This window comes from Rhodococcus sp. PAE-6 (assembly GCF_025290685.1).
In the GTDB taxonomy this organism is placed as follows: domain Bacteria; phylum Actinomycetota; class Actinomycetes; order Mycobacteriales; family Mycobacteriaceae; genus Rhodococcus; species Rhodococcus pyridinivorans.
Genome location: NZ_JAOCLZ010000002.1, coordinates 64,802 through 84,115 on the forward strand (window position 1 = coordinate 64,802; position 19,314 = coordinate 84,115).

Sequence of the window (19,314 nt, forward strand, 5' to 3'; positions counted from 1 at the left end):
CGGTGCCATATTAGAACACGTTCTAGCAATGATGTCATTCGGAAGGGCGGAAACCGCTGTGAGTATCGCCACGACCGAGGAGCAGCGGGCCGTTCAGGCATCTGTCCAGGCCTGGTCACGTGCCGTAGACCCCATGTCGACGATACGTCGCGCAAGCGACGCGACGTGGCGCGACGGCTGGTCCTCCCTCGCAGAACTCGGAGTCTTCGGCGTCGCCGTCCCGGAGGAGGCGGGCGGCCTCGGCGCGACCACCGTGGACCTGGCCGTCATGCTCGAGCAGGCCGCCTACGAACTCGCACCGGGCCCGATCCTGACCACCGTCGTGGCCGCCCTCGTGTTCGGCCGTGCCGGTGAGACCGTCGCCAAGACGACGGAACGGCTCGCCGAGGGTGAGGTCCCCACCGCGCTCGCTCTCGACTCGGCCGTGACCGCGGAGCCGGCGGGTGACGGATTCCTGCTGCGCGGTGAGGCCGGACCGGCCGTGGGTGCCGAAGCCGGGGTCGCCGTGCTCGTCCGTGTCGCGGGTGAAGGTGATCCGGCCGTCGAAAGCTGGGCGCTCGTCGAGGCCGATGATCCGGGTCTGCACATCGAACCGCTCGAGACCATCGACGCCTCCCGCGCGGTGGCCCGCGTCCGCCTCGACGACGCGACGGTCCCGGCCGATCGCGTCGCGACCGTCCCGGCCGGCTTCGTGCGCGACCTGACCGCCGGCCTCGCCGCCGCGGAGCTGGCCGGTCTCGCCGGCTGGGCGCTGACCACCGCCGTCGAGTACGCGAAGATCCGCGAACAGTTCGGAAAACCGATCGGTTCGTTCCAGGCCGTCAAACACATCTGCGCCGAAATGCTCTGCCGCACCGAGAAGATCCGGGCCGTGGCCTGGGATGCGGCGGTCACCGTCGACGCGCAGCCCGACGAACTGCCGATCGCGGCGGCGGCCGCCGCAGCGATCGCACTCGATGCCGCGGTGCAGACCGCCAAGGACGCGATCCAGGTGCTCGGCGGCATCGGGTTCACATGGGAACACGACGCACACTTCTATCTCCGCCGTGCGGTCGCCACCCGCCAGGTGCTCGGCGGTTCCACCGCGTGGCGCTCGCGGCTGACGACCCTGGTCCGCGACGGCGCGCGCCGTCACCTCGGTATCGACCTGTCCGATCACGAGGAGAAACGCGCGCGGATCCGTGCGGAGGTCGAGAAGATCGCCGCCGCACCCGAATCCGAGCGCCGTGTCGCCCTCGCCGAGTCGGGCCTGCTCGCGCCGCACTGGCCGCCGCCCTACGGTCGCGGAGCCGGCGCCGCCGAACAGCTCGTCGTTCAGGAGGAGCTCGCCGCCGCCGGCATCGAACGTCCCGACCTCGTGATCGGCTGGTGGGCGATTCCGACCGTCCTCGCACACGGAACACTCGAGCAGATCGAGCGTTTCGTGATGCCCACCCTGCGCGGCGATGTGGTCTGGTGTCAGCTGTTCTCCGAACCCGGCGCCGGCTCGGACCTCGCGGCGCTGCGCACGAGTGCCGAGAAGGCCGACGGCGGATGGGTGCTGCGCGGGCAGAAGGTGTGGACCTCGCTCGCACAGCAGGCGGACTGGGCGATCTGTCTCGCCCGCACCGACCGCGACGTCCCCAAGCACAAGGGCATCACCTACTTCCTCGTCGACATGAAGTCGGCGGGCATCACGATCTCGCCGCTGCGCGAGATCACCGGCGACGCGTTGTTCAACGAGGTCTTCCTCGATTCGGTCTTCGTGCCGGACGACTGCGTGGTGGGCAATCTCGGCGACGGCTGGAAGCTGGCCCGCACGACCCTCGCCAACGAACGCGTCGCAATGGGGGGCAAATCGTCGCTGGGGCCGCGCATCGAGGAACTGCTCGAACTGTCGACCCCCGGCGATCCCGTCGCCGAGGACCGCATCGCGACGCAGATCGGGGAGGCGACGGTCGGTTCGCTCCTCGATCTGCGGGCGACCCTCGCGCAGCTCGAAGGGCAGGATCCGGGCGCCGCGTCCAGCGTCCGCAAGCTCATCGGTGTGCGGCAGCGGCAGGACACCGCCGAGCTCGCCATGGATCTCGCGGGCGAGGCCGGCTGGGTGGAAGGTCCGCTCACCCGGGAGTTCCTCAACACCCGGTGCCTGACGATCGCCGGCGGAACCGAGCAGATCCTGCTCACCGTGGCGGCCGAGCGGCTCCTGGGCCTGCCGCGCGATTGAGCGGTCCTTCCGCAGGGCGCCGGGGAGTGCTACAACTAGAACACGTTCTATTCGAAAGTGGGTGACGGTGGACTTCGCACGTGACGAGACACAGGAGGAAATCGCCGGTGTGGCGGCCGGTCTCCTGAAACGCGGCCTCACCGACGACGCGTTGTGGGCCGCGCTGGCCGACGCCGACCTGCTCTCGCTCGCTCTGCCGGAGCGTCTCGGCGGGTCGGGCTTCGGGCTCGGCGAGGTCGCCACCGTGCTCACCGAGATCGGACGCGGAGCCGCGCAGACCCCGGCCCTGGCCACCCTCGGCCTGGGCGTGCTGCCGATCCTCGCGCTCGCCTCCGAACAGCAACAGGACGACCTGCTCGCCGGCGTCGCCGAAGGAGCCGTGCTCACGGCCGCGCTCGGCGAACCGGGGCGCGCCTTCCCGGAGCAACCGGCCGCCACGGCGGTCGCCACCGACGGGGGCCACGCGGTCACCGGTTCGTTCGTCGCCGTGCCCTACGCCGATCGGGCACGCGTGGTGCTGCTGCCCACCGACGCAGGCGTGGTCGCGGTGGCTCCCGACGCCGTGGGCATGACCCTGCGTTCGAGCCCCACCTCGACCGGCTCTCCCGAGTTCTCGGTGCGCGCCGACGGCGCCGTGGGTGTCCTGCTCACCGAATCCGGCACCGACGCTGTGGCGACACTCCACCGGATCGCGCTCGCCGCCGTGGCGGCCTTCGCCGACGGACTGCTCTCCGGGGCAACCGAACTCACGGCGAAGCACGTCAGCGAGCGGCACCAGTTCGGCAAGCCGCTCGCGACCTTCCAGGCCGTCGCACAGCAGATCGCCGACGTCTACGTCACCGCCCGCACCCTGCACGTCGCGGCGCTGTCGTCGGTCTGGCGCCTGGCCGAAGGTCTCGACGCCGCGGACGATCTCGACATCACCGCCTACTGGATCGCCGCCGAACTGCCGCCGGCCATGCGGGTGCTGCACCACCTGCACGGCGGCGTGGGTGTGGACGAGACCTATCCGCTGCACAAGTACTCGTCGACCGCCAAGGACCTCGCCCGGTTGCTCGGCGGCGCCTCGTACCGACTCGACCTCGTGGGGGCCCGGTGTTCATCGAACTGACCGACGACCAGCGCGCACTGCAAGCCGAACTGCGGCGCTACTTCAGCAGCCTCGTCTCACCCGAGGAGGCTGCGATCATGCGCACGGAGCGGCACGGCCCCACCTATCGCGAGGTCGTGCGTCGCATGGGCAAGGACGGTTGGCTCGGCGTAGGCTGGCCCGTCGAGTTCGGCGGCCGCGGCTTCGGCGACGTGGAACAGCAGATCTTCGCCAACGAGGCCGTCCGCGCCGACGTGCCGTTGCCGAGCGTCACCCTGCAGACCGTCGGCCCGACCCTGCAGGTCTACGGGACCGACGAACAGAAGCGAAAGTTCCTGCCCGCCATCCTCGCCGGCGAGGTGCACTTCGCCATCGGCTACTCCGAACCCGAGGCCGGTACCGACCTCGCCGCCCTGCGCACCACCGCCGTCCGCGACGGCGACCACTACATCGTCAACGGACAGAAGATCTTCACCACCGGCGGGCACGACGCCGACTACATCTGGCTCGCCGTCCGCACCGGCCCCGCCGACTCGCGTCACCGCGGCATCTCCGTGCTCATCGTCGACACCAAGGATCCCGGCTTCAGCTGGACGCCGATCATCACGTGCGACGGTGCCCACCACGTCAACGCCACCTACTACAGCGACGTACGCGTTCCCGTCGAGATGCTCGTCGGCGAGGAGAACAAGGGCTGGAAGCTCATCACCACCCAACTCAACCACGAACGCGTCATGCTCGGCCCGGCCGGTCGCGTCGCCGGCATCTACGACCGGCTCGTCGAATGGGTCCGCGCCCACGAACTCCGGGACCGCCCCGAGGTGCGACGCGCACTCGGCGAGATCCACGCGACCTGGCGACTCAACGAACTGCTCAACTGGCAGGTCGCGGCGAGCAGCAACGACGCCGTCGACATCGCCGATGCCTCGGCGACCAAGGTGTTCGCCACCGAGCGGATCCAGCGCGTCGGGCGCCTCGCCGAGGAGATCGTCGGTGCCTTCGGCGATCCGGCCGACGACGACACCGCCGATCTGCTCCGCTGGCTCGACATGATGGCCAAACGCAATGTCGTCATCACCTTCGGCGGTGGCGTCAACGAGGTGATGCGCGAACTGATCGCCACCGCCGGTCTGGGCATGCCGCGGGTCCCGCGGTGAGGCAGGAGAATTCGGTGACACGAGATTCGGTGACACAAGGTTCGGTGACACGAGATGCTCGGGGGAGGATCCCCGAGGAGATCCGGCAGGCGGCCGAGAAGGTCCGCGGCGACGGCCCGTCCGCGCCGCGACCCGGCCGCGATCCGGTGAACATGCCGATGATCCGCAACTGGCTCGAGGCGATCGGCGACGACAACCCGATCTACACCGACGAGACCGCGGCGATCGCAGCCGGTCACGGTGGTCTCGTGGCCCCGCCCGCGATGGCGCAGGTGTGGACGATGCGCGGCCTCGGCGCCGAACGCGAGAAGGACGACCCGCTCGGCCGGATGACGCAGATCCTCGACGACGCCGGCTACACCTCGGTGGTCGCCACCAACTGCGACCAGATCTACCACCGCTACCTGCGCCACGGCGAGCAGGTGACGATCGAATCCACCCTCGAGGACGTCGTCGGCCCGAAGCGGACCGGGCTCGGAGAGGGATGGTTCTTCACCACCCGCAACCTGTGGAAGGTCGGCGACGAGGTCGTCGCCGAGATGCTCTTCCGCATCCTGAAGTTCGCACCGCCGTCGAAGGACGAGCGCGCGGAGACGTCGGAAGACCGGCCCACATCCGCGGTACCCGACGATCTCGACCCCACGCGGATGCTCCGCCCGTCCGTCTCCCGCGACACGCAATTCTTCTGGGACGGCGTGGCCACCCACGAACTGCGCATCCAGCGACGCCCCGACGGCACCCTGCAGCACCCACCCGTCCCGGCGCTCTGGCTCGACAAGTCGGAAACCACCGACTACGTCGTATCCTCCGGTCGCGGAACGGTGTTCAGCTTCGTCGTCCACCACGCGCCCAAGGTGCCGGGGCGGCAGGTGCCCTTCGTCGTCGCGCTCGTCGAACTCGACGAGGGTGTCCGGATGCTCGGTGAACTCCGCGACGTCGACCCTGGACAGGTACGCATCGGGATGCCGGTCGAGGTCACCTTCCTCGACTTCCCCGGCGACGACGAGACCGGCGGGCAGCCGTGGACGCTGTACGCCTGGAAGCCGATCGAGGAGGACGTGTGAGCACCCCGACCGTCACGACGGGCGAGAGCCTGCCCTCCCTCGAGATCCACGCCGATCCCACCTTCATCGTGTCGACGGCCCTGGCCACACGCGACTTCCAGGACGTGCACCACGACCGCGACAAGGCACAGCAGCGCGGATCGAAGGACATCTTCGTCAACATCCTCACCGACACCGGCCTCGTGCAGCGCTACGTCACCGACTGGGCCGGCCCCCGCGCGGTGGTGAAGTCGATCTCGCTGAGACTGGGTGTGCCCTTGTACGCCTACGACACCCTGACCCTCTCGGGCACCGTCGCGTCCGTCGAGGACGGACTGGTCACCGTCGACATCACCGGCACCAACAGTCTGGGCAAACACATCACGGCCACAGCCACTTTCGTGATCGGAGGCACCGCATGAGCGGCCTGTCGGGTGCAGCGGCGATCGTCGGCATCGGCGCGACCGACTTCTCGAAGGACTCCGGCCGCAGCGAACTCCGCCTCGCGGCCGAAGCGGTGTGCGCCGCCCTCGACGACGCGGGACTGACCCCGGCCGACGTCGACGGTCTGGTCTCGTTCACGATGGACACCAACACCGAAGTGGCCGTGGCCCGTTCGGTGGGCATTCCGCACCTGAAGTTCTTCTCCCGCATCCACTACGGCGGCGGTGCGGCGTGCGCGACGGTGCAGCAGGCGGCGATGGCCGTCGCGACCGGCGTGGCCGACGTGGTGGTCGCGTACCGGGCGTTCAACGAGCGGTCCGGCGCGCGGTACGGGCAGGTCAACACTGCCCTTGCCGCGCAGGTGAATTCGTCGGGTACCGACAACGCGTTCTCCTACCCGCACGGGCTGAGCACACCGGCCTCGTTCGTCGCGATGGTCGCGCAACGCTACATGCACGTCTCCGGTGCGACGAGCGCCGACTTCGGCGCCGTGGCGGTCGCGGATCGGGCGCACGCCGCCACGAATCCGAAGGCGTTCTTCCACGGCAAGCCGATCACGCTCGAGGACCACCAGAACTCGCGGTGGATCGCCGAGCCGCTGCACCTGCTCGACTGCTGCCAGGAATCGGACGGCGGCGTCGCGATCGTCGTCACCAGCGCCGAGCGGGCGAAGGACCTGAAGCAGACCCCGGCGATGATCGCGGCCGCGGCGCAGGGGAGCGGACCCGATCAGTACATCATGACCAGCTACTACCGGGACGGGCTCACAGGCCTGCCGGAGATGGGCATCGTCGGCGACCAGTTGTGGGAGCAGGCGGGCATCGGGCCGCAGGACATCGCCACGGCCGTGCTCTACGACCACTTCACCCCGTACGTGCTCATGCAACTCGAAGAACTCGGTTTCTGCGGCCGCGGTGAGGCCAAGGACTTCGTCGCCGACGGCATCCAGGTGGGCGGACGGCTACCGATCAACACGCACGGCGGTCAGCTGGGCGAGGCCTACATCCACGGCATGAACGGCATCGCGGAGGGCGTACGGCAGATCCGCGGCACGGCCGTCAACCAGGTCGACGACGTCGACCACGTCCTGATCACGGCAGGAACAGGAGTTCCGACCTCAGCGCTGGTGCTGTCGCGGTCCTGACGCCGTTTCCCTCCCAGGGGACCGCAGGCCTGCCTACTATGAAGGCCCACACTCCGGTGATATCCCCGTGGGAGGACCCATGTCGGTCACGGACGGACATGTCGTGCATCCGACTCGCGAACAGCGGGTCCAGAACGGTCTCGCCGCTCGGAGGGGCACTCCCGTCGAGTCGCTGGCCGATCTCGGGGAGTCGTCCCGGGATCCGATCGCGCTGCTCGAGAGTCAGGCGCAGTCGCGCGTCCCCCAGCTCGTTCCGGTCCGGTACGGCCGCATGGCGACGTCGGCGTTCGCGTTCTTCCGCGGTGCTGCACTGGTGATGGCCGACGATCTGTCGCGCACATCCGACAGTGGTCTGCACACACAGCTGTGCGGCGACGCCCACGCGAGCAATTTCGGCCTGTTCGCGACTCCGGAACGGAGAACGGCCTTCGACGTCAACGACTTCGACGAAACCTATCCGGGGCCGTTCGAATGGGACGTCAAGCGCCTGGTCGCAAGCCTCGAGATCGCCGGTCGCGACAACGGGTTCACCGCGAAGGAACGCCGGAAGATCACCCGGGCATGTGCCGCAGAGTACCGCGAGACGATCTGTAGGCAAGCGCAACTCGGAAATCTGGCCGTGCGGTACTCCCACCTCGATCCCACGACCGAGATAGCGGGGTTGGGTGGCCTGCTGGATGCGAAGATGGAGAAACGCACGCGGAAAGCGCTCGACAAGGCCTCGCGCCGCGACAGCCTCCAGGCACTGGAGAAGCTGACCACCATCATCGACGGTCACCGCCGGATCATCAGCGATCCGCCGCTCATCGTGCCCGTCGAAGAGGTCTTCGCCGACCTCGACGCCGAGGCGATCTACGACGAGTTGTACGGCCGTGTCCATTCGTACCGGGCGACACTACAGTGGGACCGCCGAGTCCTCCTCGAACAGTTCGAACTGGTCCAGGCCGCGCGGAAGGTCGTCGGAGTGGGCAGTGTCGGCACGCGGGCGTGGATCCTCCTGCTGCGCGGTGCGGACGACGACGATCCGTTGTTCCTGCAGGCGAAGGAGGCCCAGCGTTCGGTGCTGTCGTACTACGTCGACGGTCCGACCTTCCGGAACGAGGGCGAACGGGTCGTCAACGGTCAGCGGCTGATGCAGTCGGCGAGCGACATCTTCCTCGGCTGGCAGCAGGGCGCCGGGGCCGACGGGGTGAACCGGGATTTCTATATCCGTCAGCTCCGCAACGGCAAGGGTTCGGCGGTGATCGAGGAGATGGTGCCCAAGGGCCTGAAGCTCTACGGCCGACTCTGCGGCCGAGTCCTCGCCTTCGCCCATGCGCGGGCCGGCGACCGGATCGCACTGGCGGCCTATCTCGGCACGGACGAGGAGTTCGACGAGGCGGTCTCGTCGTTCGCGGTGGCCTACGCGGACCGCAACGAACGCGACCTGCAGGCGCTGCACGACGCCATCGAACAGGGACGGGTGAAGGCCCGGACCGGGCTCTGATCCCCGTCTGATTCGTGCCTGCTCCCCGGGCATGTCCGCTGTCCGGGAATCACCCATCCGTCCTTTCGCTCGGCGCGGTACAAGGGAGGCGATCACGCGCCGACGGAAGGACGTCATGATGGGTTTCGAGGGCAGGGTCGCATTCGTGACGGGAGCGGCGCGGGGCCAAGGACGCTCGCATGCCGTCGCATTCGCCGAGGCAGGCGCCGACGTGGTCGTCTGCGACCGGTGTTCCGACTCACCGGTGGTGGGATATCCGCTGGCGACCGAGGAGGACCTCGCGGAGACGGTGCAACTCGTCGAGGCGACCGGTCGCCGCGCCGTCTCTGAGACACTCGACACCGCCGACCGTCCGGCGATGGACGCGCTGGTGGCTCGTGCCCACGCCGAACTCGGGCGGATCGACATCGCGGTCGCCAATGCCGGGGTGTCGGTCGCGGCACCGGTGTACCGCATGCCGCAGGAGATGTGGGACGAAGCGATCGCATCCAATCTCACCGGGGTGTTCAACACCGTCGCCGCGGTCACGCCGGGGATGATCGAACGCGGCTACGGTCGTATCGTCACGGTGTCGTCGATGCTCGGCCGAGCGGGCAACACCAACATGGCCGCGTATGCGGCGTCGAAGTGGGGCGTGATCGGCCTGACGAAGAGCGCGGCCCTGGACCTCGCGCAGAACGGCATCACCGTCAACGCCGTCGCCCCGGGCAACATCTCCACGCCGATGATCCACAACGACGCGCTCTACGGGATGCTGCGGCCCGACCTCGAACATCCGACCGCCGACGATGTCGCTCCGGTGTTCACCTCCCTGCACGCACAACCGGTGCCGTGGCTCGACCCGGCCGAGGTCACCCGTGCGGTTCTGTTCTTCGCCGACGAGGCGTCCGCACACATTTCCGGCACCGTGCTGCCGATCGACGCCGGCAACGCCGCCCGGGTGACGGGCTGAGCGATCCTCCCGGCGGAGCGATGAGAAAACCCGTCGAACCGTGTCGGTCTCTTCGTGCACACTGTGCTCACCACCACAGTCAGGGGAGAAACTGATGGCCGACGCCATAGTTGCAGAAGGACTGATCAAGACATACGGGCAGCTCAGAGCGCTCGACGGGGTAGATCTGCGAGTGCCGGAGGGGACGGTCACCGCGCTGCTCGGGCCCAATGGGGCCGGAAAGACCACCACGGTGCGGGTGTTGACGACACTGCTCGTCCCCGATGCCGGTCGCGCCGAAGTGGCGGGATACGACGTCCTCACCGAGGCGCGAAAGCTCCGCTCCAGGATCGGAGCATCGGGGCAGTACGCGGCGGTCGACGAGTATCTCACAGGCTTCGAGAACCTCGAGATGGTCGGCCGGCTGTACCACCTCGGCGCCAAACGCAGTCGCCTCCGGGCACGCGAGTTGCTCGAACAGTTCGATCTCGAAGAAGCGGGCGATCGCCCGGTCAAGGGTTATTCGGGCGGTATGCGACGCCGCCTCGACCTCGCCGGTGCGCTCGTCGCCGATCCTCCGGTGCTGTTCCTCGACGAACCCACGACGGGTCTCGATCCGCGGGCCCGCCTCGGGTTGTGGGACGTCATCGACACCCTCGTGCAACGCGGCACGACGCTGCTGCTGACGACGCAGTACATGGACGAGGCCGAACGCCTCGCCGACGACATCGTCGTGATCGATCGGGGCACGGTCATCGCCCGCGGCACGGCCGACGAGCTCAAGAGCCGCGTCGGTGGCGAACGCATCGAACTCGCCGTGACCGACTCCGATCAGCGCGACCGCGCGGTTCGCGAGCTCGAATCGGTGGCGTCCGGGGAGGTCAGGGTCGAGCGCAGTACCGGCCGCATCACCGTGCCGGTCAGCGGCGACTCGGGCGGCGGAACCGACGGGCTCGTGACGGCGCTCGGGAAGCTGTCGGCCGCGGGCATCCGGGTCTCCGACGTCGCACTGCGGAAACCGACCCTCGACGACGTGTTCCTCACGCTCACCGGTCGCGGCACGGACGAGAAGGTCGAGGAGGCGGTGTCGTGAACACACTCGAGATGGTCGCATCCGACGGCCTGACCATTGCCAAGCGCAACATGATCAAGATCAAGCGTGTGCCGGATCTGCTGGTCTTCACGACGCTGTCGCCGATCATGTTCGTGCTGCTCTTCGCATACGTCTTCGGCAGCGCGATCGACGTTCCCGGCGTCTCGTACCGGGAGTTCCTCATCGCAGGCATCTTCACCCAGACGGTCATCTTCGGATCCACCTGGACAGGCCTCGGGATGGTCGAAGACCTGCAGAAGGGCATCATCGACCGGTTCCGGTCGCTGCCGATGGCCCCGTCCGCGGTGCTCATCGGACGCACCAGCACCGACGTGCTGATCAATGTGCTCAGCCTCGTGGTGATGTCGTTGACCGGTCTTCTCGTGGGGTGGCGGATCAACACCTCGGTCGGTGAGGCGCTCGCCGGCTACCTGTTGCTGTTGTTGTTCGCCTACGCCCTGTCGTGGGTGATGGCCGTGATCGGCATGTGGATCCGCACGCCCGAGGTCTTCAACAACGCGAGCTTCATGGTGATCTTCCCGCTGTCGTTCATCGCCAACACGTTCGTCGACCCGTCGTCGATGCCGACGGTGCTGCGCGTCATCGCCGAGTGGAATCCCATCTCGGCCGTCACGCAGGCGGTCCGCGAACTGTTCGGCAACACCAATCCCATGGTGCCGCCCCCCGACGTGTGGCCCCTGCAGAATCCGGTCCTCGCGTCGCTGATGTGGACAGCGTTGATGCTGATCGTGTTCGTGCCGTTCGCGATCCGCAGGTACCAGAAGGCCGTCAGCCGCTGACCGTCGGCGTCCGGCCGGCGGGTGGGTTCATCCCGGGTAGGGCGCGTACTGGCGCTGACGCAACAGCGTCGCCAGGTGCACGGCGTTGCGGGCGACGGATTCGGTGGTCGAGCGCACCGCTTCGGGGATCTCGTCGAGATCCTTGAAGTCGGTGCCCGACATCGCCTCGCCGTTCCAGTAGGTCGAGCCCTGCGCAGGGATCGAGAAACCGATGTCGTTGAGGCTCTGGAACAGGTCGGCGACGATCTTGTGCGCGCCGTCCTCGTTGCCGACGACTGCGGCGATCCCGACCTTGCCCACCATGCGTGGACGGTTCTCGTCGTCGGTGTTCGACAGTTCGGCATCGAGCCGCTCGAGGACGCGCTGGGCGACGCTCGACATGTGTCCCACCCAGGTCGGTGTGGCGACGAGCAGGATGTCGGCCGAGACGATGCGCTCGACGATCTCCGGCCATTGATCCCCATCGCCCATGTCGGCTTCGACACCGGGCTTGACGTCGAAGTCGACGACCCGGACGGTTTCGACGCTGACGTCGTGCTTCGACAGTGCGTCGAACACGTGCGCCACCATCTTGTCGGTGCTGGACTCGGCGGGGGACGGCTTGAGCGTGCAGTTCAGGGCCACGGCGTGCAGTGCTGTCATGTGCCCGGGATACCCGAGTTACACCACGACAATCACCTACAACACGACAGTCAGCGACCGCGTGCGGCCGCCCAACTGTCGATCGCCGCCGAGAACTCGAACGAGGTGGGCAGCAGTGCCACCTGGTCGGCCGGGCCGGGCTGCAGCGGGCCGAGTTCCTCGAGACTGTGGTTGGCGGTGGTGAAGTGCTCGAACTGCAGGTCGGTGTGGGCGAGGGCGTTTCGCAGCGGCTCGACCTGCGCGCAGTTGATGTTCAGGTCCTTGTCGGAACAGGTGAGCAGCACCGGGGTGTCGGCCGCCAGCTCCGCGGCGAGCTCAACCGGGTCGAGCTGGTCGGACTCGAAGAGGAACTTCGCGTTCGCGGGGTTCATGCCGAACTGCGCGAGGATCGGGTGCAGATCGGTGGGGAAGGCCCCGGTCGTCCGCAGCGACTCGACGGCACGCGGCAGGTCGGCCCGGACCGCCTCGCCGTCGGGGCCGAGCTGTCCGGAATCCACCACGGCATTCAGCTGGGCGGTCAGCAGGTCCAGGTAGCGCATCGGCAGCGGAGCGAGAAGTGCGAAGCCGCTTCCGATACCGCGATCGGCGAGTGCGAGCGCGGTCAGTGCACCCTCGCTGTGTCCGAGGACGAGGATCTCCTCGGGGGAGACTCCGGTGTGTTCAGCGAGCAGACGCACCGCGGCTTCGGCGTGGTCGACCTGCTCGGTGAAGCCGTACTCGCCGATGGTCTCGACCGTGTAGGACCCGAGGCCCGTCTCACCGGCCCCGATCTTGTCGAAGCGCAGGCTCGCGATGCCGTGGGCGGCGAGTGCGTCCGCGGTGCGCACCAGGGTGTCGGCCGCCCAGCCGGGCTGGTTGCCGTTGCGATCGGTGGTGCCGCTGCCCGGGAGCAGCAGTGCGGCGGCCACCGCGGCTCCGTCCGGGTTGCGGAGGCTGCCGTGGAAGGTGGTGCCGTCGGCCTCGAAGGTCACCGGGGCGTCGGTGCCGTTCGACACGGCGACCGAACCCGTGTCGGGAAGGGCCACCGCGGTTCCCGCGAGTGTCACACCTCCCGCGAGAACCAGCACGGGCACAGCAGCAGCACCGATCCACCTTCGCACGTTCCGCATGGTGCGAACCCTAGCAAAGGACTGCGCTGTGCCCGTGGTGAGCGAGGACGCCCGTGGGAGATCAGGGGAGTAGGGTGTCGATGAAGGTGTTGCTGAAGACCCGATGCGGATCGAGACGGTTGTAGACCGCGCGAGCCGAATCCCAGTTCTCGTCCGAGGGAACACCTTCCCGGTAGGTGTCGGGCAGGCCCTGCGTCAGGATCTGCTCGTCGGTGTACGGCAGGTCGGGACCGAACGCCCAGCCCTTCGACCATTCCGGCCGGAAGGTCGAGTCGCTTCCGTTGTACCGCTGCCGCATCCACTGCTCCATCTCCCGGTAGAAGGCGAACATGCCGGGAGTTCCCGGGACACCGAGAACGTTGAGCCAGATGGCGGTGTCCCATTCCGGGTGGTCGGGACGCGGGCGGGTCGACGCGATCGTCGGCGGTCCCGCCGACGGGACGAGGACGTCCTCCGGCCGATCCAGTCCGCAGCACCGGATTTCGACCGGACCGTTGAGAGGGAACTGTCCCAGGCTGCGGTAGTGCTCGATGCGCTCGGAGAACCAGTGCGCGAAGTCGTGGATCACGTTGGCGATGTTGGCGCGGTTCGTGAGCACCGCACCGCCCCCCTCGGTCAGTCGCAGGGTGGTCGCCTTGATGTAGAACTGCAGATCCTTCGACCAGCCCCAGATGTCGGACGATCCCGTCGCTGCGAGACCGGCCACGGTCACGCCGTAATAGGTCTGACCGAAAGCCGGTGCGATCGAAGTGTTCCCGGCCGTGATGTGCCCCAGCAGGTCGGTGATCGGTTCGGGCACGTTGTCGGAGAACGGGTAGTTGTACGGCCCGGTCACCTCGCGCGAGGTGGCCGGCTTCTCCGGTGCGAGCGACCACACCTTCATCCACGGACGTTCCGTGAACGGATACCAGATCGCCTCGGCCCGCCCCGCCGAATCGACGAACGACTCGAAGGTCCGACCCGGCGAACCGGCGGGGGAGAACAGTTCCTGCCAGGTGATGTCGGTGAAGGACTGGCAGCGCATGCGATAGTTCGGTCCGGCCTGCAACGTGACGGACGTGATGAACGTCCGGCCGAGATGCGTGAGCAGCGGGGTGATCTCGGGATCGGCGCGGGTGAAGGTACGCAGTGCGTAGGCGCTGCCGTCCCACACGACGGCGGTCAGTTCGGTCACGAGATTGCTCAGCGACCCGAAGGTGTGACCGGGGAGGGTGGATTCACCGTTGGCGGGCAGGGCGGCGCCGTGCGCGTTGACGGCGAGCGCCCCGGCGATCGACAACACGCCGGGCGCAGGAAGATTCGCGAGTCCGAGACCGTGGTCCTGCAATGCAGTGGTGATGACGTCGAGCGTCGCGCCGGGACCTGCCGTGACGGTCGCGGGGGAGCCTCCGGGGTTCACCTGGACCCAGTCGAGATGGAGCATGGTGTCGGCGAGGATCACCCGGTCGACGGGTGCGCCGTTGACGATCGTCAGCGGTGTCCAGCCGTGCATGGCCCCGCGCGGACGGATGGTGTATCCGTTCTCGTGCGCCCAGTTCACCAGGCGCACCACGTCGTCGGGGGTGCGAGGCGCGCAGGTCCAGATGGCGTCCAGCATGATCTCCTTGGACCAGTTCTGGTACGCCTGCTGGTAGAGATCGATGCCGTCGGGGAACACCGGGGGAGTGGGGAGCGTCGAGGCCGCGGACCCGGAGGGGACGGCATGTACCGGGGTCCATCCACCGAGGGCGGAGACCGCCAACGCACCGGCGCCGGCCGCGAGGAAACCGCGCCGCGACAGGCGCGGCGACGAATCACGAAGTGTCATGTTCGAATGTCGCTCTTTCGGGAGGGCGTGGCGATCACGCCACGGTGAGTACCACGTCGGCCAGGGCAGGGGCGAGATCGCGTTCGATGACGGAGACGGTCACGAGTTTGCGGTCGCCGTCGTTCCACACGCGCACCCGGAGGGTCTCGCCGGGGAAGACCACACCGGCGAACCGGGCGCGGAATCCCTTCACGCGCGATGCGTCGGCGTCGAGCAGACCGTCGGTCACCGCCTTGCACACGATGCCGTAGGTGCACAGCCCGTGCAGAATTGGTGCCGGGAAGCCCGCCGCGGATGCGAACTCGGGATCGGAGTGGAGGGGATTGCGGTCGCCGCACAGGCGGTAGAGCAGTGCCTGCTGTGGAAGGGTCGGCACGTCGAACTCGGCGTCCGGTTCACGATCGGGATACTCCACCGACTCCGACGGGCCGCGCTCGCCGCCGAAACCACCCTCACCGCGGGCGAAGATCGACGACCGCGCGGTCCACAGGGGATTGCCGTCGAGATCCTCGGTCACCGATTCCTGCACGACGACCGCGGCCTTGCCCTTGTCCCACACCTCGGCGATGCGGGTGACCGTGCGGCCCTTGCCCGAAGCGGGGATGGGCGCGTGCACGGTCACCTCCTGGCTGCCGTGGACGACCTTGGCGAGATCGATCTCGATCCCGGGGAACGAGACCTTCGGCGGCTCGACCTGGTGGAAGGTCGCGGCGACGGTCGCGAAGGTGGGGAGTACCTGGGGACCCCTGTCCCGGAGGTAACGCAGTTCACCCGCGTCGGTGGGATGGGACCCGGCACCGATGCCGAGGTTGTAGAGCTGGACATCGGTGCTGCTCCACTCGAACTCCTGAGCGGGCAGTTCGGCTCCGACGGCAACCGAGGGATCGATGGGCACGGGTACTTCCTTTCTACGGCTCGAACGCGAGTCGATCGGGTCACACGGTGTCGGCGGATTCTCGCAGCTCTTCGGCACGTTCGTCACGCGTGCGGTCCAGGATGTCCAGGGCCGCGAGATAGCCGAAGGTCATCGCCGGTCCGATGGTGGCGCCGGGCCCGGCGTAGGTGTGACCCATGACCGGGGAGCTGGCGTTACCGGTCGCGTACAGGCCGTCGATCACGCTGCCGTCCTCGCGCACCACCCGGCCATGGACATCGGTGACGAGCCCGCCCTTGGTGCCGAGATCGCCGGGGACCACCTTGAACGCGTAGAACGGGGCCTTGTCGACCACGCCGAGGCTCGGATTCGGCTTGTTGCGCGGATCCCCGTAGTAGTGGTCGTAGTGGGATTCGCCGCGGCCGAAGTCCTCGTCCTTGCCGGCCCGGGCGAAGCCGTTGAACCGCTGCACCGTCTCGGTGAGGGCGTCGGCCGGTACCCCGATCTTCTCGGCGAGTTCGGCGACGGAACCGGCCTTGACGAGCACCCCGGCCTCGAGCCACCGGCGGGGGAAGGGAGTGCGGGGGGTGATGCCGGCGAAGGTGTAGCGGTCGCGGTAGCGCTGATCGAGGATCAGCCAGCTGGGGATGTTCTCGCCCGGTCCCTCTCCGCGGCCGTGCTTGCCGCCGTACATCGCATGCGTCGCTTCGACGTAGGGCGCCGACTCGTTGACGAAACGCTTGCCTGCGGCGTTGACCATGAGGCACCCGGGGAGGCTGCGTTCCGACAGTGCGAACCACGGGCCGCCGGTGAGAGTGAAGGACGGTCCCCACCAGGCATCGTCCATGAAATCGACTGCGGCGCCCAGCTTCTGTCCGGCGCGGATGCCGTCTCCGGTGTTCGCCTTCGCGCCCACGGTCCACTCGGTGCCGATCGGCTGACGCTGGTACTGCGCCCGCATCTCGGCGTTGTGCTCGAAACCGCCGCTTGCGAGGATCACGCCCTTGCGGGCACGGATAACGCACTTCTCGCCGTTCGCGACCACCTCGACGCCGCGCACGACCCCGTCCTCGACGACAAGGTCGGTGAGCGCCGTCTCCAGTAGCAGGGGCACACCGGCGTCGCGCAGACCGATCCGCAGCCCGGCCATGAGCGCCTGGCCTCGGACGAGCAGGTGCTTCTTGGTGATGTTCGCCCAGACGAACCGAGCGCCGACCCGCATGGCGCGAACCGGTCCGCGCGGATTCCGCATGAGCAGGTTCAGCCACTTGTAGTCGGCCTGGGTGATGACGAAGTTCTTGGGAGCTCGGGCGTAGTCGGGTTCGAGGAGAGCGAGATCCTCGCCGAGACGGCGGCCGTCGAAGGGCGTCGGTTCGACCGAACGGCCACTGGGACGTCCGCCCGGCGCCTCGGGGTAGTAGTCGGAATAGCCCGGTACCCATTGCAGTTCGAGGGCGCTGTTCTTCAGGACGAAGGAGAGCATCTCCGGTCCGCGATCGATGTAGGTGTCGATCTTCTCGGCAGGTACGCCGTCGCCGATGATGCTGTGGAGGTACTTCCGGGCTTCTTCGGGGGTGTCGTCCACCCCGGCGGACTTCAGCGCCTCGTTGTTGGGAATCCACACACCGCCGCCCGATCGGGCGCTCGACCCGCCGTAGCGCGACGCCTTCTCGATCAGGACCACGTCGGCGCCCTTGCGGGCTGCGGTGAGGGCGGCGGTCATTCCGCCGGCACCGCTGCCGACGACAACGATGTCGTACTCCTGCTTCGTCATGTAGAACACGTTATAGAAATGGCGGTGCCGAGTCCATCCCCGAATGCGAAGAGTCCTGGACGTGAAGCGAAGACGCGGTGACGCCGACACTGGAACGCGATATCGCCGGCCGACGACGAGCGACGGCACCGTCCGATAGGGACGGTGCCGTCGCGGGGTCGATCGGGGTCGGAATCGGTCAGGTGGGTGATCCGTCCGGTACGGGAAGGGTGCCGTCGAGCACGGCCCGGTCGATGCTCTCCCGGAGCCGCGGACACCCTTCGCGCGGTGTGATGGACGAGCCTCGGAGCGGGCCGGTCTCGCGGAAGGTCGGGCACACGGTGTCCGGATCCTCCTGCCACTGCACGCTCGTGTGCGACAGGCTGTTCTTGCGCACCAGCACGCAGGTGCCGCACTCGCGGCACTGCACCTCGTGCTGACCCGAATCCAGATAGTTGATCTTGTCGATCGCGGTCTGGGCGGCGACGGCCTCGGCCCGCTCGGGCCACTGGGAGAAGTCCGGGGACTTCGCCCATCTGCTCCGCCGGGTCGAGGCACTCATCGTCACACCTCCGCTTCCTGCTTGCCCTGTTCTTCCTCGCGCTTCTTACGCTCGAGATTCTCGGCGACCTCCTTCTCCCAGGCCTCGTTGGCCTTGGCGGTGTCGACCTCGAACTCGAAGCGGCCCGTCATCTTCTCCGTCACGTCGGCGACGTCGACGTAGAACTGCTCGTACCAGCGGCGGAGCTGGTAGACCGGACCGTCCTCATCGCACAGCAGGGGATTGTCGATCTTTGTCTTGTTCTTCCAGATCTCGACGTCCTGCAGGAAGCCCTCGCCGACACCCTCGGTGAGCTTGGCGGCCAGCACGTCCGACTGCTCGGGTGACATGCCCTGCGGCTTCTTGACGATGATGCCGTACTGCAGCATGAACGAATCGTGCGTGATCGGGTAGTGGCAGTTGATCAGCACGGATTCGGTCTGGTACCCACCGTAGTTGTTCTTCAGCGGATTGATCATGTAGGAGGGGCCGTAATAGGCCGCGTACGACTCGAGCGTCGACTCCAGCCCGTACTGCGTCGCCATACCCTTGTCCGGCCGGCCGCGGGTGTTGAGGTACTGCTCCGCGATGTGCCCCTCGAAGACGTTCTTGAAGAACGTGGGGAAGGCGTAGTGGATGTAGAAGAAGTGCGCCATGTCGACGACGTTGTCGATGATCTCGCGACAGTTGGAACCTTCGATCCGGATCTGGTTCCAGGTCCAGTCCGTCCACTCGTCCGAGCCGTACTGCTCGATCTCGGGGATGGTGACCTCCGGAGGCGGGGTGTTGCCCTCGGGGTCGTTCCACACGAACAGCTGGCCGTGCTTCTCCATCGTGATCCACGAACGGGTGCGGGCCAGCGGGGGAACACGCTTGGCGTACGGGATGTCCGTGCACTTGCCGTTGCCGCCCCAGCGCCAGTCGTGGAACGGGCACGCAACCGAATCGCCCTTGATCTCGCCCTGTGACAGGTCGCCGCCCATGTGGCGGCAGTACGCGTCGAGCACCTTCGCGTCGCCGTTGCTGTCGGCCCACACCACGAGTTTCGTGCCGAAGGCCTCGACGGCGTGAGGCTTGCCGTCCTTGAACGTGCGACTGAGGCCGAGGCAGTGCCAGCCTCGCGCGAAACGCGTCCGGACCTCTCCGACGTCGATCTCGCGAATCTGTGCCATGTCCGCTCACTTCCCTCCGGAA

Annotated in this window: 17 protein-coding genes; 10 read left to right on the forward strand and 7 right to left on the reverse strand. The window is 67.8% G+C overall.

The features are described 5' to 3' along the window. Positions 1-58: 58 nt before the first annotated feature. From NVV99_RS04805 to NVV99_RS04850, 10 genes are all read left to right on the forward strand, one after another. Entirely contained in the window at positions 59-2,206 is a 2,148-nt protein-coding gene (locus NVV99_RS04805) for an acyl-CoA dehydrogenase (RefSeq protein ID WP_024102869.1), read from the forward strand. 67 nt (positions 2,207-2,273) lie between these two features. Continuing rightward, the gene (locus NVV99_RS04810) at positions 2,274-3,317 is read left to right on the forward strand and encodes an acyl-CoA dehydrogenase family protein (RefSeq protein WP_024102870.1); all 1,044 of its coding nucleotides are present in this window, start codon (positions 2,274-2,276) and stop codon (positions 3,315-3,317) included. Continuing rightward, complete coding sequence (locus tag NVV99_RS04815; protein WP_024102871.1) at positions 3,302-4,453, forward strand: acyl-CoA dehydrogenase family protein; 1,152 nt, start codon at positions 3,302-3,304, stop codon at positions 4,451-4,453. Before NVV99_RS04810 ends, NVV99_RS04815 begins: the two co-directional genes overlap by 16 nt. A 44-nt stretch (positions 4,454-4,497) precedes the next feature. Next, on the forward strand, positions 4,498-5,517 hold the full coding sequence (locus NVV99_RS04820; protein ID WP_041803544.1) for a bifunctional MaoC family dehydratase N-terminal/OB-fold nucleic acid binding domain-containing protein: 1,020 nt from the start codon (positions 4,498-4,500) through the stop codon (positions 5,515-5,517). Beyond that, positions 5,514-5,918 (forward strand): MaoC family dehydratase, encoded by a 405-nt coding sequence (locus NVV99_RS04825; RefSeq protein ID WP_024102873.1) that lies wholly within the window; start codon positions 5,514-5,516, stop codon positions 5,916-5,918. The genes NVV99_RS04820 and NVV99_RS04825 overlap by 4 nt, the downstream gene beginning before the upstream one ends. Then, positions 5,915-7,084 (forward strand): lipid-transfer protein, encoded by a 1,170-nt coding sequence (locus tag NVV99_RS04830; RefSeq protein WP_024102874.1) that lies wholly within the window; start codon positions 5,915-5,917, stop codon positions 7,082-7,084. The genes NVV99_RS04825 and NVV99_RS04830 overlap by 4 nt, the downstream gene beginning before the upstream one ends. A gap of 79 nt (positions 7,085-7,163) precedes the next feature. Continuing rightward, positions 7,164-8,570 (forward strand): DUF2252 domain-containing protein, encoded by a 1,407-nt coding sequence (locus NVV99_RS04835; protein WP_024102875.1) that lies wholly within the window; start codon positions 7,164-7,166, stop codon positions 8,568-8,570. Positions 8,571-8,685: 115 nt separating this feature from the next. Next, positions 8,686-9,522 (forward strand): mycofactocin-coupled SDR family oxidoreductase, encoded by an 837-nt coding sequence (locus tag NVV99_RS04840; protein ID WP_024102876.1) that lies wholly within the window; start codon positions 8,686-8,688, stop codon positions 9,520-9,522. Between the two features lie 94 nt (positions 9,523-9,616). Further along, the gene (locus tag NVV99_RS04845) at positions 9,617-10,594 is read left to right on the forward strand and encodes a daunorubicin resistance protein DrrA family ABC transporter ATP-binding protein (protein WP_024102877.1); all 978 of its coding nucleotides are present in this window, start codon (positions 9,617-9,619) and stop codon (positions 10,592-10,594) included. Between the two features lie 11 nt (positions 10,595-10,605). Next, on the forward strand, positions 10,606-11,394 hold the full coding sequence (locus NVV99_RS04850; protein WP_170318477.1) for an ABC transporter permease: 789 nt from the start codon (positions 10,606-10,608) through the stop codon (positions 11,392-11,394). 27 nt (positions 11,395-11,421) lie between these two features. Here the strand turns inward: NVV99_RS04850 and NVV99_RS04855 are convergent, their stop codons facing one another. The 7 genes from NVV99_RS04855 to NVV99_RS04885 form a co-directional block, all read right to left on the reverse strand. After that, positions 11,422-12,036, reverse strand: a complete 615-nt coding sequence (locus NVV99_RS04855) for a flavodoxin family protein (RefSeq protein WP_019290163.1) — start codon at positions 12,034-12,036, stop codon at positions 11,422-11,424. Positions 12,037-12,086: 50 nt separating this feature from the next. Beyond that, a complete protein-coding gene (locus NVV99_RS04860; RefSeq protein WP_228044839.1) occupies positions 12,087-13,145 on the reverse strand; it encodes a S9 family peptidase in 1,059 nt (352 codons plus the stop codon). A 61-nt stretch (positions 13,146-13,206) separates the two neighbouring features. After that, positions 13,207-14,952, reverse strand: a complete 1,746-nt coding sequence (locus tag NVV99_RS04865) for a cholesterol oxidase substrate-binding domain-containing protein (RefSeq protein WP_024102878.1) — start codon at positions 14,950-14,952, stop codon at positions 13,207-13,209. A 34-nt stretch (positions 14,953-14,986) separates the two neighbouring features. After that, complete coding sequence (locus NVV99_RS04870; protein WP_006550454.1) at positions 14,987-15,847, reverse strand: MaoC/PaaZ C-terminal domain-containing protein; 861 nt, start codon at positions 15,845-15,847, stop codon at positions 14,987-14,989. Positions 15,848-15,887: 40 nt separating this feature from the next. Then, positions 15,888-17,600, reverse strand: a complete 1,713-nt coding sequence (gene kstD, locus NVV99_RS04875) for a 3-oxosteroid 1-dehydrogenase (protein WP_024102879.1) — start codon at positions 17,598-17,600, stop codon at positions 15,888-15,890. 178 nt (positions 17,601-17,778) lie between these two features. Beyond that, positions 17,779-18,141 carry a hypothetical protein gene (locus tag NVV99_RS04880; RefSeq protein ID WP_024102880.1) on the reverse strand — a complete coding sequence of 121 codons (363 nt, stop codon included), beginning with the start codon at positions 18,139-18,141 and terminating at the stop codon, positions 17,779-17,781. Positions 18,142-18,143: 2 nt separating this feature from the next. Then, the gene (locus tag NVV99_RS04885; RefSeq protein WP_006550451.1) at positions 18,144-19,292 is read right to left on the reverse strand and encodes a Rieske 2Fe-2S domain-containing protein; all 1,149 of its coding nucleotides are present in this window, start codon (positions 19,290-19,292) and stop codon (positions 18,144-18,146) included. Positions 19,293-19,314: the final 22 nt, after the last annotated feature.